At 59.7% G+C, this 26,030-nt stretch carries 24 protein-coding genes; 6 read left to right on the top strand and 18 right to left on the bottom strand.

Annotated features, from left to right (window positions below; all coding sequences use genetic code 11):
• Positions 1-47: 47 nt before the first annotated feature.
• Positions 48-797, bottom strand: coding sequence for an FAD-dependent thymidylate synthase (gene thyX, locus UL81_RS07025; protein ID WP_046453426.1), 750 nt, complete (start codon positions 795-797; stop codon positions 48-50).
• 3 nt (positions 798-800) lie between these two features.
• The gene (dapB, locus tag UL81_RS07030; RefSeq protein ID WP_035104973.1) at positions 801-1,547 is read right to left on the bottom strand and encodes a 4-hydroxy-tetrahydrodipicolinate reductase; all 747 of its coding nucleotides are present in this window, start codon (positions 1,545-1,547) and stop codon (positions 801-803) included.
• A 151-nt stretch (positions 1,548-1,698) separates the two neighbouring features.
• Between dapB and UL81_RS07035 the strand changes: the two genes are divergently transcribed.
• Positions 1,699-2,349, top strand: coding sequence for an AMIN-like domain-containing (lipo)protein (locus UL81_RS07035; RefSeq protein WP_035104975.1), 651 nt, complete (start codon positions 1,699-1,701; stop codon positions 2,347-2,349).
• 120 nt (positions 2,350-2,469) lie between these two features.
• Here the strand turns inward: UL81_RS07035 and UL81_RS07040 are convergent, their stop codons facing one another.
• From UL81_RS07040 to UL81_RS07055, 4 genes are all read right to left on the bottom strand, one after another.
• The gene (locus UL81_RS07040; RefSeq protein WP_046453427.1) at positions 2,470-4,719 is read right to left on the bottom strand and encodes a polyribonucleotide nucleotidyltransferase; all 2,250 of its coding nucleotides are present in this window, start codon (positions 4,717-4,719) and stop codon (positions 2,470-2,472) included.
• Positions 4,720-4,899: 180 nt separating this feature from the next.
• Positions 4,900-5,169, bottom strand: a complete 270-nt coding sequence (gene rpsO / locus UL81_RS07045; RefSeq protein ID WP_035104978.1) for a 30S ribosomal protein S15 — start codon at positions 5,167-5,169, stop codon at positions 4,900-4,902.
• A gap of 155 nt (positions 5,170-5,324) precedes the next feature.
• On the bottom strand, positions 5,325-6,260 hold the full coding sequence (locus tag UL81_RS07050) for a nucleoside hydrolase (protein WP_046453428.1): 936 nt from the start codon (positions 6,258-6,260) through the stop codon (positions 5,325-5,327).
• Between the two features lie 2 nt (positions 6,261-6,262).
• The gene (locus UL81_RS07055) at positions 6,263-7,276 is read right to left on the bottom strand and encodes a bifunctional riboflavin kinase/FAD synthetase (RefSeq protein WP_035104981.1); all 1,014 of its coding nucleotides are present in this window, start codon (positions 7,274-7,276) and stop codon (positions 6,263-6,265) included.
• Between the two features lie 23 nt (positions 7,277-7,299).
• Here UL81_RS07055 and truB point away from each other — a divergent pair, with 23 nt between their 5' ends.
• On the top strand, positions 7,300-8,187 hold the full coding sequence (gene truB, locus UL81_RS07060) for a tRNA pseudouridine(55) synthase TruB (RefSeq protein WP_035104984.1): 888 nt from the start codon (positions 7,300-7,302) through the stop codon (positions 8,185-8,187).
• A 10-nt stretch (positions 8,188-8,197) separates the two neighbouring features.
• Here truB and UL81_RS07065 read toward each other — a convergent pair whose 3' ends face one another.
• The 9 genes from UL81_RS07065 to rimP form a co-directional block, all read right to left on the bottom strand.
• Positions 8,198-8,860, bottom strand: coding sequence for a 4'-phosphopantetheinyl transferase family protein (locus tag UL81_RS07065; RefSeq protein WP_035104987.1), 663 nt, complete (start codon positions 8,858-8,860; stop codon positions 8,198-8,200).
• On the bottom strand, positions 8,854-9,666 hold the full coding sequence (locus tag UL81_RS07070; protein WP_035104990.1) for a metallophosphoesterase family protein: 813 nt from the start codon (positions 9,664-9,666) through the stop codon (positions 8,854-8,856). The genes UL81_RS07065 and UL81_RS07070 overlap by 7 nt, the downstream gene beginning before the upstream one ends.
• Positions 9,667-9,681: 15 nt before the next feature.
• Positions 9,682-10,974 (bottom strand): MATE family efflux transporter, encoded by a 1,293-nt coding sequence (locus UL81_RS07075; protein WP_035104994.1) that lies wholly within the window; start codon positions 10,972-10,974, stop codon positions 9,682-9,684.
• Entirely contained in the window at positions 10,971-11,927 is a 957-nt protein-coding gene (locus UL81_RS07080; protein WP_046453429.1) for a DHH family phosphoesterase, read from the bottom strand. The genes UL81_RS07075 and UL81_RS07080 overlap by 4 nt, the downstream gene beginning before the upstream one ends.
• Positions 11,928-12,359, bottom strand: coding sequence for a 30S ribosome-binding factor RbfA (gene rbfA / locus UL81_RS07085; protein WP_035104998.1), 432 nt, complete (start codon positions 12,357-12,359; stop codon positions 11,928-11,930).
• A 172-nt stretch (positions 12,360-12,531) separates the two neighbouring features.
• Complete coding sequence (gene infB, locus UL81_RS07090; RefSeq protein ID WP_046453430.1) at positions 12,532-15,363, bottom strand: translation initiation factor IF-2; 2,832 nt, start codon at positions 15,361-15,363, stop codon at positions 12,532-12,534.
• 88 nt (positions 15,364-15,451) lie between these two features.
• Positions 15,452-15,799, bottom strand: a complete 348-nt coding sequence (locus UL81_RS07095) for a YlxR family protein (RefSeq protein WP_179944084.1) — start codon at positions 15,797-15,799, stop codon at positions 15,452-15,454.
• A gap of 76 nt (positions 15,800-15,875) precedes the next feature.
• Positions 15,876-16,895 carry a transcription termination factor NusA gene (gene nusA / locus UL81_RS07100; protein ID WP_035105007.1) on the bottom strand — a complete coding sequence of 340 codons (1,020 nt, stop codon included), beginning with the start codon at positions 16,893-16,895 and terminating at the stop codon, positions 15,876-15,878.
• A gap of 3 nt (positions 16,896-16,898) precedes the next feature.
• Positions 16,899-17,459: a ribosome maturation factor RimP gene (rimP, locus tag UL81_RS07105; protein WP_046453431.1), complete on the bottom strand. Its 561-nt coding sequence runs from the start codon at positions 17,457-17,459 to the stop codon at positions 16,899-16,901.
• Between the two features lie 37 nt (positions 17,460-17,496).
• Here rimP and UL81_RS07110 point away from each other — a divergent pair, with 37 nt between their 5' ends.
• The 3 genes from UL81_RS07110 (at position 17,497) to UL81_RS07120 (ending at position 21,073) form a co-directional block, all read left to right on the top strand.
• Positions 17,497-18,330 carry a DUF4439 domain-containing protein gene (locus tag UL81_RS07110; RefSeq protein ID WP_035105009.1) on the top strand — a complete coding sequence of 278 codons (834 nt, stop codon included), beginning with the start codon at positions 17,497-17,499 and terminating at the stop codon, positions 18,328-18,330.
• A gap of 120 nt (positions 18,331-18,450) precedes the next feature.
• Positions 18,451-20,472 (top strand): MMPL family transporter, encoded by a 2,022-nt coding sequence (locus UL81_RS07115; RefSeq protein WP_046453432.1) that lies wholly within the window; start codon positions 18,451-18,453, stop codon positions 20,470-20,472.
• A gap of 271 nt (positions 20,473-20,743) precedes the next feature.
• Positions 20,744-21,073, top strand: coding sequence for a transglycosylase family protein (locus tag UL81_RS07120; RefSeq protein WP_035105011.1), 330 nt, complete (start codon positions 20,744-20,746; stop codon positions 21,071-21,073).
• A 107-nt stretch (positions 21,074-21,180) separates the two neighbouring features.
• Here UL81_RS07120 and UL81_RS07125 read toward each other — a convergent pair whose 3' ends face one another.
• Together UL81_RS07125 and UL81_RS07130 are read right to left on the bottom strand one after the other, a co-directional pair.
• Positions 21,181-21,930 (bottom strand): DUF998 domain-containing protein, encoded by a 750-nt coding sequence (locus UL81_RS07125; protein WP_035105012.1) that lies wholly within the window; start codon positions 21,928-21,930, stop codon positions 21,181-21,183.
• A gap of 123 nt (positions 21,931-22,053) precedes the next feature.
• Positions 22,054-23,835: a proline--tRNA ligase gene (locus UL81_RS07130; RefSeq protein ID WP_035105014.1), complete on the bottom strand. Its 1,782-nt coding sequence runs from the start codon at positions 23,833-23,835 to the stop codon at positions 22,054-22,056.
• 31 nt (positions 23,836-23,866) lie between these two features.
• Here UL81_RS07130 and yaaA point away from each other — a divergent pair, with 31 nt between their 5' ends.
• On the top strand, positions 23,867-24,622 hold the full coding sequence (gene yaaA, locus UL81_RS07135) for a peroxide stress protein YaaA (RefSeq protein ID WP_035105016.1): 756 nt from the start codon (positions 23,867-23,869) through the stop codon (positions 24,620-24,622).
• Between the two features lie 23 nt (positions 24,623-24,645).
• Here the strand turns inward: yaaA and UL81_RS07140 are convergent, their stop codons facing one another.
• Positions 24,646-25,953 (bottom strand): DUF4921 family protein, encoded by a 1,308-nt coding sequence (locus UL81_RS07140; RefSeq protein ID WP_046453433.1) that lies wholly within the window; start codon positions 25,951-25,953, stop codon positions 24,646-24,648.
• Positions 25,954-26,030: the final 77 nt, after the last annotated feature.

The raw sequence follows: 26,030 nt of genomic DNA on the forward strand, positions 1-26,030 counted from the left end.
GTTACCCGCTTTGCCCCCATTTCGGGACATCGGGGCGCGTGTGGCGGCTATGCGTAGGGACTCGAGGCCATCTCGCTGCCGTCGGCGAGGGTAGAGATATGGAAATCATCGAAAAGCACGGGCGCTTCCTGCTGCAGCAAACGCAGACACGCAATGGCCAACCCGCGCATCTCCTCATCGGCCTGCTCGGTGGCACGGGCACCGATAAAGTGCCGCCACGCACGGTAATTGCCGGTGACCACAATGCGGGTTTCCGTGGAATTGGGCAACACCGCACGCGCTGCCTGCCGCGCCTGCTTCTTACGCAACAAAGCATTGGGCTCATCGCCGAGCTTTTCTTCCAGCGCATTGAGCAATTCATCGTAGACAAAGCGGGTCTCATCGACTGCCTGCATCATCAGCCGCTTAAGCTGCTCATCTTCTGCAATCATCTGCGGCAGCACCACCTGGGTTTCCTCCGGGTGGACATAGCGTTGCGAGAGCTGGGAGAAAGAAAAGTTACGATGGCGCACCAGCTCATGGCTAGCTGAGCGCGACAGCCCTCGGATATACAGCGTCGCCGTGGCATGCTCTAACAGCGCGTCGTGGCCTACCTCCAGGATGTGGCGCAGGTAGGCCGAGTTCTTCGCCGTGCGCGGGTTGGGCTTGTCAAAGGATTCATAACACGCCCGCCCGGCAAATTCTACGAGAGCCTCGCTTGACGATGCCTCCTCATCCGCCTGCCAGTCCACTCCCACTGGGGGTTGGAACTTCGTTGCTGCGATGAGCTGGACATCCAGTTCACTTACGCTAGCCATAAATTACAGACCCAGGTAGTTCTCAAGGCCGACGACCAGGCCCGGGTGCTCTGCAATCTCGCGCACACCAACCAGCACGCCTGGGGTAAAGGAAGAACGGTCGTAGGAATCCTGGCGGATGGTCAGGGACTGACCCTGTGCGCCGAAGATGACCTCTTCGTGGGCAACCATGCCGCGGGTACGCACGGCGTGGACCGGCACGCCATCGACGTCGGCACCGCGTGCGCCGTCCAGGGACTGCTCGGTGGCATCCGGCATCTCTCCCAGGCCGGCATCCTTGCGTGCTGCCGCAATGCCCTGTGCGGTGTGAATAGCGGTACCAGAAGGTGCATCCAGCTTCGTCGGGTGGTGGTATTCGACAACCTCAGCGGTTTCGAAGAACTTCGCTGCCTGCTTGGACAGCACCATGGTCAGCACAGCAGAGATAGCAAAGTTCGGCGCAATCAGCACGTGGCCGGCACCGTCTTGCTTGGTCCACTCCTCAACTTTGGCCAGGCGCTCGTCATCAAAGCCGGTGGTGCCCACCACGCAGTGAATGCCGTGGCCAATGCAGAATTCCAAGTTGTCCATGACCACACCTGGCTGGGTGAAATCAACAATGACCTCAGCGCCATTGTCCACCAGCACCTGCAGGTCATCACCGCGGTCGACGGCAGCAACCAGGTCTAGATCGTCAGCGCCATTAACACCTTCAACAATCGCTTGACCCACTCGCCCCTTGGCTCCCAGCACGCCTACCTTGATGGACATACACGCATCTCCTTTACTTAAAAAGCGATTCAGTACTCGATTAACAACTCGAATAACACAGTCTACTCGCTTCGCTTCCCACAAAGCGTCCACCCGCGCCTCTTGTGCGTAACATCAGGCACACTAGTTAACAGGTAAGTATGCTGGAGGTATGAGAGCACTACGTACTGTCCTTGCTTTAACTGCCACTGGCGCGCTGCTGGTGGGCTGCTCTAACGATGCCTCCGATGACAATGCTGCGGAGCAGACCACTCCGACCACCACGGTGACCTCGGAGAACCCGGAGTCCACCGCCACGGATACCCAGTCTGAAAAGACTGCGCTGGCTCAATCTAAGAACCCGACCATTGCCCCGGCAGGCATGCTGGGTGAGCCGAAGATGGAAGACCAGCCACTGGAGATGGGTGAACCGGCTAACTTGGTTCCGATTTCAGTGCGCAGTGGTGCCCACGATGGCTTTGACCGCGTGGTCATCGAATTTACCGGTGAAGGTAAACCAAGCTGGTACACCCAGTACACCGATGACCCGAAGGCCCAAGGCTCTGGCCACTCTGTGGACTACCCGGGCAACATCGCACTCGTTGTCGGCGTGGAAGGCACCCCCTGGCCTTCTACCCCAGAACTCGAAGAGCAATTCCTCGATACCGGTTCCTACCCGGGCGCGGATCTCGTGGCTGGCGTGGAATACCACTCCACCTTCGAAGCCCAGTCGCAGTTCATCATTGGTTTGAACGAGAAGATGGCACACTCTGTCACCGTGCTAGACAACCCCACCCGCCTGGTGATCGACTTCAAGAAGTAGGGAAAGCGCCACACGCTTCCGCGGGGAATCGCGCGGAGAATCGACGACAGTACGCCTAGCAACGAAAAGCAGCGCCTGCCCCGTAGGTTTCGGGGCAGGCGCTGCTTCTATGTCGTGTGATTAGTCCTCTTCGACTGGGACCAGGGAGATCTTGCCGCGGTTGTCGATGTCGGCAATTTCGACCTGAATCTTGTCACCGACGTTGACGACGTCCTCGACCTTCTCGATGCGCTCGTCGCCGCCGAGCTTCGAGATGTGGATGAGGCCATCGCGGTTCGGCAGCAGGTTCACGAATGCGCCGAAGGCAACGGTCTTCACAACAGTGCCCAGGAAGCGCTCGCCGACCTGCGGCAGCTGCGGGTTCGCAATAGCATTGACCTGCTCGATAGCAGCATCAGCAGCCTCGCCAGATGCAGCGGAGACGTACACGGTGCCATCGTCTTCGATGGAGACATCCGCACCGGTTTCCTCGGTGATGTTGTTGATGGTCTTGCCCTTCGGGCCGATGAGCTCACCAATCTTGTTGACCGGGATCTTCACAGAAGTAATCTTCGGTGCCAGCGGGGACATCTCGTCTGGGCCGTCGATGATTTCTTCCATGGTCTCCAGGATGGTCACGCGAGCATCGCGAGCCTGCTCCAGAGCATCAGCCAGGACCTTGGACGGGATGCCGTCCAGCTTGGTGTCCAGCTGCAGTGCGGTGATGAACTCAGAGGTACCTGCGACCTTGAAGTCCATATCACCAAAGGCATCTTCAGCACCCAGGATGTCGGTCAGAGCAACGAACTTCTCCTTGCCCTTAACCTCACCGGAGACCAGGCCCATGGCAATACCGGCAACCGGTGCCTTCAGCGGGACACCAGCGTTGTACAGCGACAGGGTCGATGCGCAGACAGAGCCCATGGAGGTCGAGCCGTTGGAGCCCAGAGCCTCAGAGACCTGACGGATGGCGTACGGGAACTCCTCACGGGAAGGAATCACCGGCAGCAGTGCGCGCTCAGCCAGTGCACCGTGGCCGATTTCGCGACGCTTCGGGGAGCCAACGCGACCGGTCTCACCGGTGGAGTATGGCGGGAAGTTGTAGTGGTGCAGGTAGCGCTTGGACTCCACTGGGGTCAGGGAGTCGATCTGCTGCTCCATCTTCAGCATGTCCAGGGTCGTCACGCCCAGAATCTGGGTCTCGCCACGCTCGAAGAGCGAAGAACCGTGTGCACGCGGGATAAGGCCCACGCCCACAGACAGGTCACGAATATCGGCAACGCCACGGCCATCGATGCGGAAGCCCTCGTTGAGGATCTTCTTGCGCACGATTTCCTTCATCAGGGCGTTGAAGGCTGCACGAATCTGCTTGGAGGCATCCTTGAGGTCCTCAAAGTCATCATCGTCGAGAAGCTCTTCTTCGACCTTCTCCATCAGGGCGTTGGTAGCGTCGTCGCGCTCCTGCTTGCCCGGAATCTGCAGCAGCTTCTCCAGCTTCTTGGCGGCCTCGTCCTTAACTTCCTTGTAGACCTCGTCTTCGTAGGCCGGGAAGACCGGGAACTCCTGGGTTTCCTTGGCAGCCATATCTGCCAGGCCAGCCTGGGCCTTGCACAGAGTCTCGATGTACGGCTTGGCAGCTTCCAAACCAGCAGCCACGGTGGACTCCTGCGGTGCCGGAGCACCCTTGCCAACGCGCTCGATAACAGAGTTACCAGCACCGGCCTCGACCATCATGATGGCGACATCTTCCTTGCCGTCCTTTTCCACCATGCGGCCAGCCACGACCATCTCGAACAGAGCCTGGTCGTGCTGCTCGTGGTTCGGGAAAGCAATCCAGGTGCCTTCCGGGTGCTTGTCATCAGCAATGAATGCCATGCGGACACCGCCGACGGCACCGGAAACCGGCAGGCCGGAAAGCTGAGTGGACGCCGATGCGCCATTGATAGCAACGACGTCGTAGTACTCTTCCGGGTCCATGGACATCACGGTAACGACGACCTGGACCTCGTTGCGCAAGCCCTTAACAAAGGTCGGGCGCAGCGGACGGTCAATCAGGCGGCAGGCCAGGATGGCCTCGGTCGACGGGCGACCTTCACGGCGGAAGAAAGAACCAGGGATCTTGCCTGCTGCGTAGGAACGCTCTTCCACGTCCACGGTCAGCGGGAAGAAGTCAAAGCCCTCACGGGGCTGGTTGGAGGCAGTGGTCGTGGACAGCAGCATGGTGTCCTCGTCCAGGTAGGTGGTTACAGAACCACCGGCTTGGCGAGCCAGCTCGCCAGTTTCGAAACGAATGGTACGGGTTCCGAAGTCACCGTTGTCGAGAGTGGCAATCGCCTCGTGGATGCCGTATTCCTCATCAACATTTAGTTCAACGGTGTTCTTAGGCTTCATCTAGAAGATTCTCCTTGTCGTACGTGGCGATCGTCGCTGCCGCCACAAATAGATTGAATTCTGACAACGGTGAACCATCCTAGCAGGTTTTTGCACCCAAAACGCACTAAAGCCCTGCTCTCCTCACCACAGCGAAGTGGAAAAGAAGAAACAGAGCTTGTGAAAAAGCCTAGTTGGCTATTAGCGGCGCAGACCCAGGCGAGCAATCAGATCGCGGTAGCGGTCAACGTTGTTAGCTGCCAGGTACTTCAGCAGGCCACGACGACGACCAACCATCAGCAGCAGACCACGACGGGAGTGGTGATCGTGCTTGTGGGTCTTCAGGTGCTCGGTCAGAGTGTTGATACGGGAGGTCAGCAGTGCAACCTGTGCCTCCGGAGAACCGGTATCGGTCTCGTGCAGGCCGTACTCCTTGAGGATTTCAGCCTTCTTCTCAGCGCTCAGTGCCATGAGATATTGCTCCTATAATGTTTCAGTCCACATAAAATTCCACCCGGAACTTCGCTAGCGAAGTTCCGCGCCATGCGGTTTTCGCTACTTAGAGCCAAGTTCCACTTGGGTGAGCTGCAACTGCTGTGAACCGCAGTCGACAAGCCAAGGAACAACTATAACGTGCGCTGGCCTAACTCGCCAAACAGACCTTCCAGGCGGGCGACGAAGTCCGCAGTGAAACGCTGCGCATCCACGCCAATGGCCACACGGGTCGTTTCCGCTGGTTCTTGAATGCGGTCTGGATCACCAATCAGGCGGCCAGGAGTAGGCTCGCCCGTTTCGACTTTGAGATTGATTGGCAAGCACTCAACCAGGCTGGGGTCAATGGCAACAGCCACAGCTAGTGGGTCGTGCAGGCCGCAACCACCAAGCTGCGGGGACAGCTCAGCATAAGCATCGACGTAGTAATCAGCGATCTCAGCGAAAGTCTTGCCCGATTCAGAACCAGTATCGCGCCACTGCTGGACCTGCTCGCGGGTCAGCACCGTGCGCAGGGTGACATCCAAACCGACGACGGTGACGTCCTGCGCGGTACGCAACAAGAAATCAGTTGCTGCCGGGTCTTGGGAGACATTCGCCTCCGCCCAGGGCGCAACATTGCCGGCCACGGTCAACGCGCCGCCCATCATGATGATCTTTGCGTTACGGGCGAAGTCGTCGTCGTCACACGCCTTGGCCACGGTGGTGGACGGTCCGGTGGCCACGATGATCGCACCATCGCGGGCGGCCTGCTTCATGATCTCCACTGCATCGCCTTGCGCAGGTGGTGCACCGAAGGATACCTCTACCCCACCCAGGCCATTAGCACCGTGGACGAATTGGGAGATGTCTTTGACGTGGAAGTCCTCACGCTGCGGTCCGGCATAGACCGGGATGTCCTCAGCACCGAGAAGTTTCAGCAGCGCCGTCGTGTTGGCTACACCCTGTTCGACCGTGACGTTGCCGTAGGTGCCAGTAACCGCAACCAGCTCAATATCCGGGTGGGCTAAGGCAAAAGCAAGCGCCAGCGCATCATCGATGCCGGTATCCAGGTCAAGCAGCATCCGCATGTTTATTTTCCTCGCAGCAGGAAGTACTCATCGGCCGACCAGCCGTGCGACTGGGCATCCTCGGCTAAGACTTCGCGGGTGGCAGCAACATCGGCAGCCATGGCCTCGAGCAACTCATCGACGGAGGTGAACTTCACCATGTCACGGATGTGGTCGACGAACTGCACGGTGGCCTCATATCCATACAGATCCGCATCGCGATCCAGCACGAAGGACTCGACGGAGCGTTCCTCATCGCCAAAGGTCGGGTTGGTGCCCACCGAAATCGCTGCGGCATAAGCTACGCCCGGGCGCATGTCGCCATCGATATGCACTGGCGAATCCACGATGAACCAGCCGGCATAGACGCCATCGGTAGGCAGGGCTAAAGAATCCGGGAAGTACTGATTGGCCGTCGGAAAGCCCAGCTCCTTACCGCCGCGCCCGGCACCACGCACCACCGGACCGGTCACGGTGAAGTGCCTGCCCAGTGCCCAGTTGGCGGACTTAATGTCGCCACGCTCGAGAGCCTTACGGATGTTGGTGGAACAAATCCGCTCGCCATTGATATCCAGCAGCGGAATCACATCGACGCCAAAGCCAAACTCCTTGCCGAAGTCCTGCATGGCCTCCGCAGTACCACTGGCACCAGCGCCAAAGGTGAAGTTAGAGCCAACTACGACGTGCTGGGCATGCAGCTTGTCTACCAGCAGCGTAGAGACATAATCGCGGGCAGAAAGCCCCACCAGGTCCTTGGTGAAGTCGATAACCGCGACGGCCTTAATGCCCATCTCTTCCGCGAGCTGCAGGCGGCGCTCAAAGCTAATGACTGACAGCGGCGCGCGCTCCGGCAAAAAGACAGAGACCGGGTGCGGGTCGAAAGTAACCATGACCGGCAGCGCGTCCTGTGCCACGGTGGCTTCCACCAACTGCTGGTGACCGCGGTGCAAACCATCAAAGACACCGATGGTGACCGCGGTAGGGCCTAACTGCGCGGGAATGTCGTCAATTCCATACCAAATATCCACGCAAACTATCGTAGAGCATAAACTTTAGGGCCATGACTGTTGCCAACTCTGGACTCGTTGTCGTTGACAAGCCCGCCGGGATGACCTCCCACGACGTGGTCGGCCGCCTGCGCCGCTACTTCGGCACCCGCAAAGTCGGCCATGCCGGCACGCTCGACCCCATGGCCACCGGTGTGCTGGTCGCCGGCATTGAGCGCGGCACCAAGTTCCTAGCCCACATGGTCGCCTCCACCAAGTCTTATTCCGGCACCATCCGCTTAGGCCAATCCACCACTACCGATGACGCCGAGGGTGAAGTCACCGGTGGTTCCTCGGCAGCATCGCTTGACGATGCCGCCATCACCTCAGCCATCACCGAGCTCACCGGCGATATCATGCAGCGCCCCGCGGCAGTATCGGCCATCAAAATCGATGGCAAGCGCGCTCACCAGCGCGTCCGCGACGGCGAGAAAGTCGACATTCCTGCCCGCCCGGTCACCGTCACTCGTTTCGATGTCATCAATGCCGAACGCAACAACGAGTACATCGATTTAGATGTCGAAGTCGACTGCTCATCGGGCACTTATATCCGCTCGCTAGCCCGCGACTTGGGCGAAGCACTCGGCGTCGGCGGACACCTGACCCGCCTACGCCGTACCGCAGTCGGCCCTTTCACCCTGGATGATGCCCGCACCCTCGACGAACTCGAGGACAACGCGCAACTGTCGCTCAATCTGGACGAAGCACTGATCCGTTCCTATCCCGTCCTCAACGTCACCGAAGACGAAGGCAAAGCCCTGGCCATGGGCAAATGGCTCGAGCCACGGGGCCTTAAAGGCGTCCACGCCGCCGTCGACCCCGACGGCCAAGCCATCGCACTGATTAAGGAAAAGGGCAAGCGCCTCGCCACGGTCTTCGTCGCAAGACCATCCACGTTGTAAAGCTCTGCTTTTAGCGCAACGGAGGGACCACAGTCGAGACCATTACAAAGCCGTCCTTGATGGCCCAGTTGCCGCAGATAAACGGCACTGGGGTGGGTCGGGCGAGGATGTAGGAAATTAAGGTGCCGTCTTCGCGCAAGTCGATTTCTGCTTGGTCGAAGTCCAACCAGCGCCGCGTCATCGGGAACCAGGCTTTGTAGGTGGCTTCCTTGGCGCAGAACAACAGGCGGTCCGGACAGGTCACGCCGGCTTCGCGGAGCTTTTCCAGCTGGGCAAGCTCGCCAGCGCGGGCGATCATGTTGAGTACGTTTTCCGGCAGTGGTCCTGCTGGTTCGGCATCCAAGCCCATCGCGCGGACAGCGGTGGTGGGTGCGACGACGGCGGCGCGCAGGCCTTCGGTGTGGGTCATAGAACCGGTAAAGCCTTCGGGCCATAACGGCATGCCGCGTTCCCCGCGCAAGATGGGGCCGTCGCCATAAGCACCCAGGTCTTGAAGTGCTTGGTGTGCACACCAGCGGGCATCGCCAAATTCGGCCTTGCGGGAATCGACTGCCTTAGCGACTAAAGACTGCTCTTCGGCCGAAAGCAGTTCGTAGTTAAACAGGTTGGCGTACTCGGATTGAGTGCGCACGTAGCAAAAACGTGCCTCGTTCGGGAAAAGGTCTTTTACCATGACGTCTCCTCCCCTTCTTCAGTGCGCAACACCGGGTAGGGCCAGACTTGGTGTTCTCGTCCTTCCCATTCCCGCGGATAACCCAAGGACACTTCTGTGTGCCGCACGCCGTCGACTTCCATCGAATTAGGCATGTGGAGATGGCCGTAGATGACTTCTTGGGCGTTGTAACGGGAAGCCCAGGAACGGGTATGGCGGGTACCGCACCACAGTGCGATTTCCGACCAGCGCATGTGGAGTGTGGGCTCTTGAACCAACGGCCAGTGGTTGATGAGAATCGTCGGGCCGCTAACTCGCGAGAGGCGTTTGATGGAATAAGCCAGGCGGTCCCAGCACCAGGCACGCACGTCGACAAAAGGTGCAATGGCGTATTCGTCGGTAAGCACGATCTGGCGATCTTGGGCTGCCTCGAGGGCTTGTTCCACGGTGGTGCCCTGCGGACGGAAGCTGTAGTCGTAGAGGGTAAACAGCGGCACAATGGTCACTCCCGCAAAGACAGGGAAAGGATCTTCAGGAGTAATAATGCCGCGCTCACGGCAGCCAACGACGAGTTCTTCGTACTTGTCGCGGCCGCGGTAGCGATCTTGGGAGCGGCTAAACAACTCGTGGTTGCCGGGCACCCAAATAACTTGGGCGTAACGCTCGGCGAGCACGCTTAGGACTTTCAGGACCAGGCTGGAGCGTTCTGCCACGTCACCGGCGACAATGAGCCAGTCAGCTGGGTCGGGTGGAACCAATTCCGCAATGCGCGGACTATTGGATTTCACTGCGGCGTGCAAGTCTGAAACCGCCCACAAGGTTGGCATGCCAGGCTCCTTTCCCTAGTCCTCTACTTCTATCACAGCCCACTTCATGGACCGGAAGCGCAAGACCACGGCGATAAGACGAAGCAGGATAAAGGCAGCCAATCCACACCAAATACCCACCAAGCCGGCATCGAGGACATAGGCCAGCAGCACGCCTGGCAAGAAGCCGAAGAGGACTGAGCCAATGGTGATGGTACGCAGGAAGGCGGCATCGCCAGCACCCAGCAGCACGCCATCGAGTGCGAAGACCACGCCACCGGCAATGACCATGCCGACCATGATCCACCACGGGACACTCATGGCTTCCAGCACTGCATCCGAGTCAGTGAACAGTCGTGGGATGAGGCTGTTACCCAGAATCGGAATCAAAGCGAGGATGCCGGCGAAAATCGTGGAGTAACCGGTAATCTTCCAGCCGACCTTGCGGGCTAAATCGGCAGAGCCCTTACCCAGCGCGGCACCGGTCAGCGTCTGCGCGGCAATAGCAAGTGAATCGAGAACCAAGGTCTGGAAGTTCCACAGCTGCAGCAGCACCTGGTGAGCTGCCAGCGAGGCCGTGCCAAAGCGTGCGGCCACTGCGGCAGCGGACAAGAAGGCGACCTGGAAGCTAGCAGAGCGCAAGATAAGGTCGCGACCCAGAATTAGCTGGCGGCGGATGATTCGGAAGTTCACCTGCCAGTCGCCGGTGTGTTCCTTGCGTAGCTGGCGGATAAAAAGTGCCGCGGTAATGCCCATGCCCAGTACGGTCGCAATCGCTGAGCCTGGCAGGCCCCACCAATACACGAACAAGGGCACGAAAATCGCACCGGGGATGACACCGCACAACGTGAAGTGCAGTGGTGTGCGGGTGTTTTGAACACCACGCATCCAGCCGTTACCCGCCATAACGATCAGGGTCAGCGGGATGGCGATAGCTGCGATGCGCAGCCATTGTGCGGCACCGGCCGCGGTGACGGGATCGCCGGTGAGCCAGTTAGTAAACGTACCGGCGAAGATACACATGATGACGGCAAGGAAGCCACCAACACCAAGTGCGACGTAGGTAGCTTGGACGCCTTCAGCGACAGCCTTTTCTCTCTTGCCTGCACCAAAGAGACGCGACGAGCGCGCGGTGGTGCCATAAGACAGGAAGGTCAGCTGGGTGGTGACCACCGAGTGGATGGAGGCGGCTGCACCTAGCGATGCCAGCTCTTGAGCGCCGAGACGACCGACCACGGCGGTATCGAAAAGCAAATAAGCCGGCATGGCCGCCAGCACACCAAGTGCTGGGAAGGCCAGCCGGAAGACATCACGTGCCCCGACGTTCATCGAACAGCTTCTACCAACTGCTCGACGATTTCCTCCGGGGTGCCCTGCGCGGTGTAACCTGCGGCAGGCACGTGGCCGCCACCACCCATGGACAGCGCGATTTCCGAGCAGTCAATGGCGGAAGAACGCAGCGAGACTGCCCAGATGCCCGGTGCTTGTTCTTTAAAGACCACGCCCATATCGGTGCCTTCGAGGGCACGGACGAAGTCAACGAGGGACTCCACAGCAGAATCGGAATGTCCACCGATGATGTCGAGATGACCGATGAGCACGCCCATGCGGATCTTGCCGGCTTCGACAATCTGCAGTCCAGACAGCACGCGGCCGACCATCTGCAGGTCGTGGGACGTCGTGGAATCCAGCAGTTGCTCGGCAATCTTCTTGGTATCCAAGCCGTATTGCATCAGGCGCGCGGCGGCATCATGCATGACCGGACGACCCCAGCGGAAGCTACCGGTATCGGTCATCAGTCCGGCGTAGAGGCAATGCGCGATCACGCGGTCAATCTGCACCGACATCATGTCGAAGACGTCCATGAGCACCATCGTGGTGGACTCAGCGTCTTTATCGACTAAGTTCATCGAGCCAAAGCCCGGGTTGGACGCATGGTGGTCGATGCACAGCAAACGACCTGCCTCGGCAACTTCCTTAAGCTCACCGGCCAAGAAACCAGTACGGTCAATCGAGCCGCAATCCACCGTCACATAAAGGTCATAGCCTTTGGGCAGTTCGCGCACGAGCGCTACTTCCCCAGCGGTTGGAATGGACTTGAGGTTGCGGGAGATTTGCCGGTCCTGACCAATGACTGCGCAGACTTCCTTGCCCCGCTGGCGCAGTGCCAAAAGCAGGGATGCTGCGGAACCAATTGCGTCAGCGTCCGGGCGAAGGTGCGTAATTACGCAAATGCTGCTGGCTTCGCTCAGGGCGTTGACGGCATGCCGATATGCTGCCACTTATCCCTGCTCCTTGTACGGATCGGCCTCACCAGCCGGCTTCGCGCCTTCCTTTAGCTTTGCTAGTTCTGCATCGCGTGCGCGCGCACGCGCCAGCAGTTCTTCCATGTGTGCCGATGCCTCAGGCACGGTATCCAGCTCGAAGCTCAGGGTCGGAGTAAAGCGGACCGACAGCTGGTCGCCGACAATCTTGCGCAGCTGACCCTTGGCACGGTTGAGCGCTTCAGCAGCCTGGTCGGTATCTGGCTCGGAGTCAATGTCCTTTCCGCGAACGGTGTAGAACACCGTGGCGTCATGCAGGTCGCCTGTGACTCGGGTGTCGGTGATGGTCACCAACTCCAGGCGGCGATCCTTGACCTCTCGTTCGATCGCGTTCGCCACAATTGCTTGGATGCGCTTGGCCATACGTGCCGCGCGTGCGTGGTCTGCCATCCCGGCTGCCTCCTTGTTTTCTTCATCTGCCCGACATTCGGGTTGAAAGAATGTAGTCCAATTTTAGACCAGCACAGAAGTCGGAGAAAACTTGCACACGCGAAACCCCGCCAGGGATTTCTCCACTGACGGGGTAAACACGTTCTCCTTACCACGTAAAGCGTGAACGCTTTTACGTGCGTGGGACCTCGACCTCTTCGTAGGCCTGGATGGTGTCGCCGACCTGGATGTCTGGGTAGGACAGCACCATACCGCACTCGTAACCGGCCTTGATCTCGGTTGCGTCGTCCTTTTCGTGACGCAGCGATTCGATCTTGGCATCGGAGGTGATGACGTTGCCGTCACGGACCAGGCGAACCTTGCCGTTGCGCTTGACCGAGCCCTCGGTAACCATGCAACCGGCGATGGTGCCGACTGCGGAGGACTTGAACAGTGCACGGATCTCTGCCACACCGGTGTCGCGCTCTTCGTAGATTGGCTTGAGCATGCCCTTGAGAGCTGCCTCGATCTCTTCGATAGCGCGGTAGATGATGGTGTAGTAGCGGATGTCGACGCCCTCGGCGTTGGCTTCCTCAGTTGCCTTGCCCTCAGCGCGAACGTTGAAGGCGATGATGACGGCATCGGAAGCTGCTGCCAGGGAGACGTTGGTCTGGGTAACCGCACCGACGCCACGGTCGATGATGTTCAGCTCGACCTCGTCGTCGACGTTGATGTCCAGCAACGCATCTTCCAGGGCCTCGACAGAACCAGCGTTGTCGCCCTTGAGGATGAGGTTGAGGGTGGAAGTTTCCTTCAGCACCGCATCCAGATCCTCCAGGCTGACGCGCTTGCGTGCCTTGGCCTGCAGAGCAGAACGCTTGCGGGCATCGCGCTGTGCAGCAATCTGACGTGCCACACGGTCATCTTCGACTACCAGCAGGTTGTCGCCGGCACCCGGGACGCCGTTAAGGCCCTGGACCTGTACCGGACGGGACGGACCTGCCTCTTCGACGTCGTCGCCGAACTCATCGAACATGCGACGGACACGACCGTGCGAGTCGCCGACCACGATGGAGTCGCCGACGCGCAGGGTACCGCGCTGGACGATGACGGTGGCAACCGGGCCACGGCCACGGTCCAGGTGGGCTTCGATGGCCACACCCTGGGCATCCATGTCCGGGTTTGCGGTCAGCTCCAGTGCAGCATCGGCAGTCAGCACGACAGCCTCGAGCAGCTCGTCGATGTTCTGGTTAGCCTTCGCGGAGATGTCGACGAACATAGTGTCGCCGCCATACTCTTCCGGAATCAGGCCGTACTCGGTGAGCTGGCCACGGATCTTATCCGGCTGAGCCTCTGGCTTATCGATCTTGTTCACTGCCACGACGACCGGGATATCGGCTGCCTTGGCGTGGTTGATCGCCTCGACGGTCTGCGGCATGACGCCATCGTCAGCTGCGACGACCAGGATGGCCAAGTCGGTGGACTCAGCACCACGGGCACGCATGGCGGTAAAAGCCTCGTGACCCGGGGTATCCAGGAAGGTGATGGCGCGCTCGCCACCGCCGACGTCGACGCGGGTCTGGTATGCGCCGATGCCCTGGGTGATGCCGCCGGCCTCGCCGACACGCTCGTTGGTCTTACGGATGGAGTCCAACAGGCGGGTCTTACCGTGGTCGACGTGACCCATGACGGTCACGACTGGAGGACGGTTTTCGAGGGCTTCCTCGCCACCTTCGTCCTCACCGAACTGCAGGTCGAAGGACTCGAGCAGCTCGCGGTCCTCGTCCTCTGGGGAGACGACCTCGACCTCGTAGTTGATCTCCGAACCCAGCAGCTGCAGGGTGTCTTCGGAAACAGAGGCGGTAGCGGTAACCATCTCGCCCAGGTTGAACAGTGCCTGAACCAGGGAGGCTGGATCTGCACCGATCTTCTCGGCGAAGTCAGCCAGCGAAGCACCACGACGCAGACGCACCTTAGCGCCCTTGCCGTCAGGCAGGCGTACGCCGCCTACCTCATGCTTCTGCTGCTCTTCAAACTCATGCCTCTTCTGACGCTTCGACTTCTTGCCCTTGCGGGGTGCGCCACCTGGACGGCCGAATGCACCAGCGGTACCGCCGCGACGTCCGCCGCGGCCGCCGCGGAAGCCACCTGGGCCGCCTGGACCGCCTGGTCCACGACGTCCGCCACCGCGGCCGCCGCCACCGCCGCCACCGGAGCCCTTGGAAGGCATCGATGCCGGAGTTGGGTGGGCAGGCATCATTGCTGGGGACGGACGACGACCGCCGCCGCCACCCTGGCCACCGCGGTTGCCGCCGCCTTGACGGTTACCGCCCTGGCCACGGTTATCGCCACCGCGACCCTTGCCGCGGTTATCGCCCGGCTTGCCGGAGCGCTGGCCCTTGGTGCCACCTGGGCGTGGGCCTGGGCGCTCGCCACCACCGGTCGAAAATGGGTTGTTGGCCACACGGCGAGTACCGCCTGGCTTCGGCATCGGGCGCGGCATTGCGTTGCCCGGGGTCGGGCGCTCGCCCTGCTTCTTGCCACCTGGCTTCGGGGCATTGGCACCCGGCTTTGCGCCGCCCGGCTTAGGTGCACCAGCACCTGGCTTCGGGGCGTTAGCGCCTGGCTTAGCGCCACCTGGCTTCGGTGCACCAGCACCCGGCTTCGGGGCGTTAGCACCAGGCTTAGCTGCGCCTGGCTTCGGTGCACCAGCACCCGGCTTGGCGCCGCCGGACTTCGGTGCGTTTGTCTGTGCACCCGGCTTCGGAGCGGCACCTGGCTTAGGTGCGCCCGGCTTCGGGGCAGCAGACTTCTTCTTCTGTGCGGACTTATCCTCCGCTGCGGCAGCGTCGTCGCCGCCGTTTTGCGCTTCGTAGTGCGCGCGCATCTTCTTGACCACCGGTGGTTCGATGGTCGAAGACGCGGTCTTTACAAACTCGCCTTGTTCCTTCAGCGTGGCGAGCAGTTCCTTGCTGGTTACTCCGAGCTGCTTTGCTAACTCGTGAACACGTAGCTTTCCGGGCACTTGTCTCCTCTTAATGTTTTCTAGAGGCCAAGGCCCGTCAAGCGGCCTTAACCTCTAGAGCTTGCGTATGACTTTCATCGCTGATGCTTCATCGTTGTGCGCTCATCAGTGTTCGGTCTTCCTTACAATCTCTGGGCCGGGCGGAGTCTTCCGCCATCTGCACCTGTAGTTCCAGGTACTCACGTACGTGACCTGTGTCCACATCCTTAGACGCGCGTAGTGCGCGTCCGATTGCGCGACGCTGCTGGGCACGCTCCAGCGCATCAAGGTCTGGCGTGATCCATGCTCCCCTGCCAGGCAGGCGGCGGCGTGGATCCGCTAGAACCCGGCGACGCTGGTCATCTGCTGGATCAATGACGATCCGCAGTAGTTGCGTGTCGGGATAGCGTTCGCGCGTAGCAATACACGTACGGTAACGGATGGGCTGTTGCGTCATCCATCTCCTTCGTGCTTGCTACGTGTGGGCCATTGACAAGCTTAGACGAAAAACCCACAGATTTTTAATCAGGCTCTTAATCCGCGTCCGAATGGATGTCGATTTTCCAACCGGTCAGACGTGCAGCCAGACGCGCGTTCTGGCCTTCCTTACCAATCGCCAGCGACAGCTGGTAGTCCGGCACGGTCACGCGTGCGACCTGGGCTTCCGGATCGACGATCTCCACGCGAACAACCTTGGACGGTGCCAAAGCGTTGCCAACGTACTCAGCCGGGTCGTCCTTGTAGTCAATGATGTCGATCTTCTCGCCACCAAGGCCACGCATGATGTTGTTCACACGCTGGCCACGCGGACCAATGCAGGCGCCCTTGGCGTTCAGGCCCTTGGCACGGCCGATAACCGCAACCTTGGAGCGGTGACCAGCCTCGCGGGCAATCGCGACGATTTCTACCGAGCCTTCTTCGACTTCTGGAACTTCCAGCTCAAACAGGCCACGGACCAGTTCCGGGTGGGTACGCGACAGGTTGACCTGCACGTGTGCGCCATTGCGGTTCACGCCGACAACATAAGCCTTGATGCGGTCGCCGTGCTCCAGCTTCTCACCTGGAATCTGCTCAGCTGGCAGCAGGACTGCGTCTTGCGAATCTAATTCGCTGCCCAGCTGCACGATGACGATGCCGCGCTCGTTGGCACGCACGTCACGCTGAACCACACCAGAGACAACCTGGCCGGTCAGCTGGGAGTAGGAATCGAAAGCAACCTCGGCTTCGGCCTCGCGGAGTTTGCGCAAAATGGCATCACGTACGGCCCGTGCGCCGGTTCGACCAAAGTTTTCCGGGGTATCGTCGTATTCCGTCATGACGTCGCCGGATTCTGGGTCCAGCTCGCTGACGATCACGCTGACCTCGCCAGTATCTGGGTCGATGTTCACGCGTGACTTCGTCTTCGACACTTCATCTTCTGCCGGGCGCACGCCGTCATTGCGGTAGTCCAGGTAGGAAAACAGCAGGGCGTTGCCGATTGCATCCAGCAGATCGCGCACTGGCACACCGCGTTGCTTTTCGATGGTGCGTAGTGCCGCTAGGTCGATATTCACTTGTTAATCCTCTCGGGGTGCCGAGTTCTCCTCGGCGTCGACGAATGCTTCTTGCGTGGCTTCCAGCTCCGCGGCTGGAACTTTCGCAAACTCAATTTCTACCACTGCGCGTTGGATGTTTTCCAATCGCTCGATACGAGTAACCACCTGCTTTTTCTCAGTAGAAACCAGCACCACAGCAGTCTCATCGTCATTCAGCGCACCCACGCGTCCACGATGGGTCTTGCCGTCTTCGAACTCATACGCAACCAGGCGGCCACGGTTGCGTCGCCAGTGGCGCGGTGCAGTCAGCGGCAAGTCCACACCCGGGGTGGAAACTTCCAAGGTGTAGCCGGCACCAAAGTTCAGCTCGCCGGCATCCTCGGCGGCATCGAAGTATTCGGAGATAGCAGTCGACAGCTTCTCCAAATCATCGGAAGTGGGGCGTTCATCCCCGTCCACCTTGATGATGACCTGGGATTTCTTGCCAGCCTTGGTGGTCTTGATGTGCTCGATATCAAAACCGAACTCTTCCACCTTCGGGGTAAGTAGCTGCGTCAATTGTTCTGCATCTGGGAAAGCCATGCGCCCTAGACTACGCGGTAGTAGTACAGTCTTTTGCGTGAACCACCGACTATCGCTTCTCCCCGCGCTCGCCGTGCTGCCCGCACTGACTGGCTGCCAGGCCGTCGATTCCGTGGTTACTTACTTCGGCCCCCGCCCGGACGAGACGTTAGAAACTCTGGCGCAGCAAGCAACTGCCGATGCCGCAACGCTTGACGATGCCGACGCATCCTCCCTGCGCCAAGAACAAGCCGACGCACTTTATGCCGAAATCACCCGCCTGTGCGGTACTGAAAACGGCGAAGTCCCGGAGTCTTGCGAAGTCGACCCCAACGACACCTCTGAGGTCACCGGCCAAGACGACCTCGAAGCATCGCTGCGCAGCACCCTTGATGGCGTCGGTGAAGTCAGCATGGAATCCCGTGCCCTCGTCGTTGACCAGGCCATCGATCTCGCAGCCCGTACCAACCCGGTTCTTCCACCGCTGGAGCAACTCGGAGAAGACGAAACCACCCAAGCCCGTGAGTTGCTGGAATGGGAATACCGCCAGGTCTACGGCCTTGATGTCGCCCGCGCTTTCGTCGACCCCAGCCTCGAAAACACCGTCGATGCGCGCATCACCATGCACGAAGAGCGCATCCAACAACTCCAAGAAGTACTCCACGCCGTCGGCGATATCCCCCAGCCCAAACCGGCCTACACCAGCGACGAATACGAACTACCGCATGATGCCACCAGCGCCGAGCAGTTCATCAACGACCTTGCCTGGGCCGACACCGTCGAATGGGCAAACGCCGCCACCACCCACGCCGAATCGCTGCACAGCCGCGACGACTCCACCGCTTGGCGCGACTGGCTCATCATTACTGCTGCCCAATCCCGCGCGGTGTAACCACCGCAAGCGGCGCCTACACCACAGAAAGACGAACCACTACACCAAAAATTGCAACTGCCTGGATACAAATTGGCAGGCCGCTATACATTTAGTTTGCTAAACCGTACAATCGCTTAGGTGAGTGCTAAGACAATGCGCGCCTTCCGTTGGTTGGCGCTTTTATTAATTGCCATCGGTATCGGAGTCATGTCCCTGGGCGGAGTAGACCAACCAGAGTCTGCTACCGCCACTGCCCCAGAAGGGGTGGAGGCAACCGAAGTTGCGAAGTTGCAGGAAAAGATCTCCGAACAAGAAAATGACGGCGATCAATCCAGTACCGCCATCGTCTTTTTAACCTCTGACGACGAGCTGGATATCCCTGCCTTAAGTCCCATTGCAGAGCAGCTCGGCGGACCGCTGATTCCTGCAGAAAGCGGACGCGCCGCCATGGTGCCTGTCTCCATCGAGGCCGGTACCGCTACTGAGAACAACGAAGAAGTTCTCCAGCTCCGCGATGACATCGCCGCTGAGCTGCCGGAAGGCGTCGAGTCCCAGGTCACCGGCCCGGCCGCTGTCCGCGCGGACCTCGCTGAAGTCTTCCAGGGCGCTAACTTCCTGCTGCTGGCCGTTACCGCCGGCATCGTGGCTGTCTTGCTGATTATCACCTACCGTAGCCCCATCCTGTGGCTACTGCCGTTGCTGGTTATCGCGGTTGCTGACCGTGCAACCAACACAGTATTTACCTACCTGCTCGACGCCATGGACTTTGCCTGGGACGAATCCGTCGCAGGTATTCTCTCCGTGCTGGTCTTCGGTGCCGGTACCAACTACGCCCTGCTGTTGATTTCGCGTTATCGCGATGAACTCACATTGCACGAAGACCGCTTCGAAGCCATGGCCAAGGCCTGGATTCCAACTCTGAAGACGGTTTCCGCCTCTGCAGGCACCGTGATTCTGGGCGTGCTCTGCCTGCTGCTGTCTTCTGTTCCAACCACCCAAGGCCTGGGCGTTGCTGCTGCCATTGGCGTCTCCATCGCCTGGATTTTTGCACTCTTCGCCCTGCCAGGCGTGCTGGTTCTCTTCGGTCGCTGGATCTTCTGGCCACGCAAGCCGCAGTACGGCGACAAGCAAAAGGCTAAGGTCTGGGACCGCATCGGTAACGTCGTGAAGTCTCGCCCACGCGTTATCGGTGGCGTTGCCTTCATCAGCCTGCTGGTATGCTGCATCGGCTACTTCCAGACCTCTACTGGTCTGACCCAGGCTGAACAGTTCATCGATACTCCAGAATCCATTGCTGCTGGTGAAGAACTGGAAGAAGAATTCCCGGACCAGTCCGCTACCCCGCCGCTGGTGGCAACCCAGGATCCTGAATCGACCACCGCCACCATTGAAGGCATGGGCGCTACCGTGACTGAGCAAGGCAGCGCGGATGACTGGACCTTAATGCAGGTCTCCGGTGCTGAGTTCGAAGAGCTGCGCGCTGAGTTCCCTGGCGATGACGTACTGGTCGGCGGCCCGGCTGCGGACTTGGCTGATGGTGAGGAAGCCGCCGCGGACGACCGCATGCTCATCTTCCCGCTGGTGCTGGGCCTTATCTTCCTGGCCCTGATTGTGATGCTGCGTTCCCTCGTGGCCCCAATCATCATGGTGGCCTCGGTGCTTCTGACCAACGTCGCAGCTATCGGTCTGGGCTGGTGGGTCTCCCACTACATCCTGGGCTTCGACAGCTTCGATTCCTCTACCCCGCTGTACGCCTTCGTCTTCCTGGTTGCCCTGGGCGTGGACTACACCATCTTCCTGATTACCCGTGCCCGGGAGGACGCAAGAGAAGTCGGTACACGCCGCGGCATTCTCACCGCACTGTCGTCAACCGGTGGCGTGATTACCTCTGCCGGCATCGTCCTGGCAGCAGTCTTCTCTGCCCTGGGCGTGCTCCCGCTGGTGGTTCTGGCGCAGCTGGGTGTCACCGTGTTTATCGGTGTGCTGCTCGATACCCTCATCGTCCGTACCATCCTGGTACCTTCCGTGGTCCAGGTCATCGGCGAGAAGTTCTGGTGGCCAGCCAACCCATTCAAGGACGGCGAGGCAAAATACCAAGCCAGCTTGAAGGAAAATCCGGATGCAGAATCCACTGCTACCCCGGTAAAGGCTGACTCATAAACGCCCGAACTTAAAAAGACACTGACTGCGCAGCCCTGCACCAGGGCTGCGCATCTTTGTTTTTCTGCACATAGCCGCATAACTGACCAGCAGACTTTCAGCGAATTATTCGCATTTATCGATTGCATCGTCCTCGCGACAGCCCCTATGTTGGTTCGTCATGTGCTCACGACAGCACGAGACCGAGCCACAGCACCGTGGCTCGACAGAGACCACCCAAAGGCCTCTAAGAGAAGTTAGACACGGAATTTAGCTAGGAGGACACTTTAAGATGCGTTCGAAGAAGTTCTTTACCGTTGCCGCTGCCACCGCCATTGCTGGTGCTGGTCTTGCCGCACCGGTTGCCAGCGCAGCACCCGAGTCCGCCTGGGACCAGGTCGCCGCATGTGAGTCCGGTGGCGACTGGCACATCAACACCGGCAATGGCTACCACGGTGGCCTGCAGTTCAACCCACAGACCTGGGCTGCTCACGGTGGCACCCAGTACGCAGCTACCGCTGACCAAGCAACCAAGGCTCAGCAGATCGAAATCGCCGAAAACGTCCTGGCCAACCAGGGTGCTGGCGCATGGCCTAACTGCGGCGGCCCAGTCGCAGGCTAAGAAGGCCTCGTAAGCGGACAGCACACGCTGTCTAACCGCTAAACAGAGAAAATGCAGACCTGCACGAGGCAGGTCTGCATTTGTGTGTTTTAAGCACTGCGCTGTAGCTAGTCGTTGCTCTCTTGCTGGGCTTTGGCAGCGGCGATAACGGCATTGCGTTTGTCGAGTTCTGCTTGGGCGCGCTTGGGATCGGGTTTGCGGTTGCCCTTGGTGTTGAGCAGGGAAACACCCAGTAGCAGTGTCCAGACGGTCTGTACGTCGCTGCTCATGCGCTCCCACAGGCCAGGGCGGTCGGTCATGAACAAGAACGCCACAAAGCCAATAGCGACGATGACCATTAGTACCCACGTCAATCCGCGAGCAGCGCTGTTGAGCATCGGGCGCTGGTTGTCGTTGGTGAGAACATCGCGGGAAGCCAACGCTGCAGAGGCCATAAGAGCAAGGCCCAGCACCATGGACACGATTACTGCTCCACCGTGCACGGTGGACTGCACGTTAGCCGGAACGGCCGCGGCAACGCCCATGGAGATAGCCTGCACAATGGCAATGGCGCCGGTGCGCATGCCGCCACGGGCTTGGTTGTAGCGTTGTGCGGCAATCAGCAGTGCACCCGCAACTGCCAGAATCACAGCAGAAGCGCCGAGGCCTACGTTGAACCACAGATGGCCAGGGCTGCAGATGTAGCGGGAGATGAACTGATCGTCGCTAAGAACGCACTCGGTCACGCCAAGGTCGCTGGTGAGGTTTGCAGACAGCTGATACATGCCGTCCCACTGTGCAATGGCGATGGCTTGGCCGATAAAGGCCAGCAGGGCGCTACAGATAAAGAGGAATCCGGCGGTCTTGCGTTGTGTCATGACTTGCCTTTCTACGACATAAAAAACCCACCGCTTCCCTGTTCTACCCGCTTTGGGGTGGAAAGGAAGCCGGTGGGCGTATCGCCTTACGTAAGTAGGCTCACGAGCTTTAGTCGCGCCAGCTTACTTACCTTCGCGGACGAGCTCGAGAAGCTTGTCCACGGCTTGGTCGGCTGGGACCTCGAAGGTTTCGCCGCCGCGGATGCGCAGTTCGATCTTGCCGTCCTTGAAGGCGCGGCCCAGGATGGCAGCGAATGGCATACCGAGGAGTTCGGCATCCTTGAACTTCACGCCGGGAGAGACCTTCGGGCGGTCATCGAAAAGTACTTCCAGGCCGGCGTCGTCGAGTTCGTCGACCAGCTTCTTACCGGCTTCCATGGCAGCGGCATCCTTGTTGGCCACAGCGACGTGCACCTTGAAAGGTGCGACCTCGACTGGCCAGCGCAGGCCCTTGTCGTCGTGACGCTGCTCAGCCAGAACGGCCAGCAAGCGGGTGACGCCGATGCCGTAGGAACCCATGGTTGGGACGGCGCGCTTGCCGTTTTCGTCGAGGATCTGCACGTTGAAAGCCTCGGTGTATTTGCGGCCCAGCTGGAAGATATGGCCCAGCTCAATACCGCGCTCCAGGGTCAGCGTGCCCTGGCCTTCGGGAGCCGGGTCGCCTTCCTTGATTTCGGCGGCTTCGATGTACTCGTCGACTTCAAAGTCGCGGCCAGCCACCAGGTTAGTGACGTGCTGGTTCGGGGCATCAGCGCCGGTGATCCAGGCACTGCCCTTGACCACTCGTGGGTCGGCGTAGACCTTCACGCCATTAGTGTTCAGTGCCTTCGGGCCAACGTAGCCCTTGACGAGGAAACCGTTGCGCTCGAAGTCTTCGTCGCTAGCCAGCTCAAATTCGACTGGCTCCAGGGAGGCTTCCAGACGCTTTTCGTCCAGGGCGCGATCGCCTGGGATGAGCACGGCGGCCAGCTCCCACTCGCGCTCTTCGTCTTCGGCGTCTGCGACAGGTTGAGCGGTCTTGATCACCATGCACTTCAAGGTGTCAGAAGCCTCGACCTTACGGCCATCGACTTCCATGCCAGCTTCGTTCGCCCACTCGACCAGGGTGTCAATCGTCGGCGATTCCGGAGTGGAGTGCACCTGTGCTTCCGGCTGGTCCTCAATGGAACGCTCTTCTGGCACCTGGGTCACGACTGCCTCAACGTTGGCAGCGTAGTCACCGTCGGTGGCGCGCACGAAGGTGTCCTCGCCGACCTCAGAGATAGCCAGGAACTCCTCGGAAGCAGAACCGCCCATCGCACCAGAGGTGGCCTGGCAAATGGTGTAATCAATGCCCAGACGGTCAAAGATGCGCTGGTACGCCTTGCGGTGGCGGGCATAAGACTCGTCCAGGCCTTCATCGGTCATATCGAAGGAGTAAGAATCCTTCATCGTGAACTCACGGCCACGCAGCACACCTGCGCGCGGGCGCTCTTCGTCACGGTACTTAGTCTGAATCTGGTACAAGGTGACCGGGAAGTCCTTGTAGGAGGAGTACATGTCCTTGACTGCTTGGGTGAACATCTCCTCGTGCGTTGGGCCCAGCAGCATGTCTGCGCCCTTGCGGTCCTTCAAGCGGAAAAGGTTGTCACCGTATTCCGTCCAGCGATCCGAAGCTTCATAAGGCTCACGTGGCAGCAGTGCCGGGAAGAGCATCTCCTGGCCGCCAATGGCGTCCATCTCTTCACGGACTACATTTTCGATGTTGCGTACGGTTCGCAGTCCTAGCGGCAACCAGGTGTAAATTCCCGGCGCGGCACGGCGCACATAGCCGGCGCGCACCAGAAGCTTGTGGCTGGGGACTTCGGCATCTGCGGGATCCTCACGCAGGGTGCGGAGGAAGAGTTCGGAAAGACGGGTGATCATGGTGAAAAATATACCCCGCTAGGCTAGGTCTATGCTTATTATCCTCCCTCCTTCTGAAACCAAAGCGCACGGCGGGTCCGGTGACCCCCTCGATTTGGGGACACTTTCTTTTCCGGAATTGAATGAAATCCGTGCTGAGAATGCAGCTGACCTGCAAGCACTCGATGTCGAGGAAGCACTTGGCGTATTAGGCATTTCTGAGAAGCTGCGCGAGGAAGCTGAATCCAATAGGCAGCTGGATACCACCCCTACTCTTCCCGCAATTCACCGCTACACGGGGGTGCTTTACGATGCCCTCGATGCCTCCACCCTGTCCGATTCGGCCCTGGAACGTCTCGCCATCGGCTCCGCGTTGTTTGGCGTGGTGCGCGCACAGGATCAGATTCCGCACTACCGGCTTTCTGGTGGCACCAAGCTGCCGCGTCCCGATGGCAGCACCCCCACCATGAAGGCGCGTTGGGGTAAGTCCATTACTCAGGCACTCGAGAACGTCGATGAGCTCGTCATCGACTTACGCTCCGGTACGTATCAGCAGCTGGGCCGGCTCAAGACCGCGGTGACCGTCCGTGTCGAAGCCATCCAGCCGGATGGCTCACGCAAGGTGGTCAGCCACTTCAACAAGTTCTACAAAGGTCAGCTGGCACGTGTGCTCGCACTATCGCCTGCCGACGCCTACTCCATCGAGGATGTTGCAGCCATCGGCCAAGCAGCCGGCTTTAACATCGAAGAACCCCAGCACGGCAAGCAGGAACTCACGATGGTGGTCGACCCAAACAAGGGCGACTAAGCGCGCTTAGTCGCATACACGTACTAATTGGCTTCCTGGTAGCGCAGACCATTATCCGCAATGCGGCATTTCTCGCCTATACGGATTCCGTCGGCGAGGTGTCCTTGCTCGCGTTGCTGGATAAGCCCGGCGCGCACACGGTCACGGAGCTGCCAGGGCGAGGTGGTGTTGATGTAAATCTTCGTCCCACCTTCAAACCCCGCCAGGGTAGAAACGCGCAGCTTGATCATGATGCGCCAGGGCTCCGCGAGCTCTTCACCCTGAGGTTGGTGGTGCCATTCTTCATTGCAGGCCACGCGGTCGCCGACGGCAGCATGAATGGCGTGCACGATATCCGAGACCCCACGCAGCGACTGCGGGCTGTGTTCAAAGGGACGACCCGGCTCCACGGCGAAGACCTCGAGTGTCGGATAGCGATGCCCGAAACCAGCAAACGCGACTGCATAGTCGTTCTCAGCAACCAGTAGGTCGTGTTTGCGGGCGTAGTTGAGCGCCCAGTCGTTGTACATGTTGGGATGCTCCGCCAGCAGTGCACGCTCGCGTTCAATGGCTTGGCCCAATTCGTCTACCGCGACGAGCTGTTTGTGCAGATGCTCAAAAGACGCACCAGCATCCTTCAACCAGTTCTGGAAAGCAACCACGTAATTCGCTGCAGGCACCGTGGCATAGAGATCCTCCATCGCAGCTACGGTGAGACGAATAAACTGCTCGTGTTCGTCCACCGTCATCGTGCCCGAAGACTGCAACTGGTCAGTGTGCTGCGCGCCGGGACGGTAGTGCCGACCGCTGATAATCAAGTCGTGCCCACCGCCGAAAAAGCCTGCGGCGGCGTCGGCGAGTTGGTCGCTGGGGACATCGTCAAGCCCTGCTGCCTTGCGCTTGGTGTGCACAATGCTGCGGACATGCTCTATGCCTTCCCGGTCTGCCAAGTAGGCATCCATGCGCTGGGCAATCTGCGGCGAGAGCTGGTGATCGTGGTTGGCCTGCCAGTAGCTAAAAGGCAGGATTTCAAAGAGGTTAGACACGCGCCGAAACAGCGGCTCAGTCGCGTCGTACTCGCTAATAGGCAGGTTGCGAAGAATCTCACCGTTATCCAGAATGCGCGCCTTCTCCGGCGGGGTTTCCCGCTTGCGCTTCGCACAAAACGCACAGCGGGAATGCTTGTCTTCTTCAGTGAGCTCCACCGTGTCCGTCACCGGATGGCTAAAGGGCCGATTCGCTCTCCCCGGGGAAGTCCAGACCTCCGTGAGTGAAAATGGGTTGAGCTGTTTGACGGTGCCATCGGGAAGCACACGCAGCGGCGCTGGGGAATCGGTGAGATCAAAACTCATGTTCTTTAGCCTAACCCTTCCCCCGACAGCCCCTGCGGTAGTACTGTAGTACTACTGCGTGCTTCTACTACAGTGGG

The organism is Corynebacterium camporealensis, assembly GCF_000980815.1.
GTDB classification, from domain to species: Bacteria; Actinomycetota; Actinomycetes; order Mycobacteriales; family Mycobacteriaceae; genus Corynebacterium; species Corynebacterium camporealense.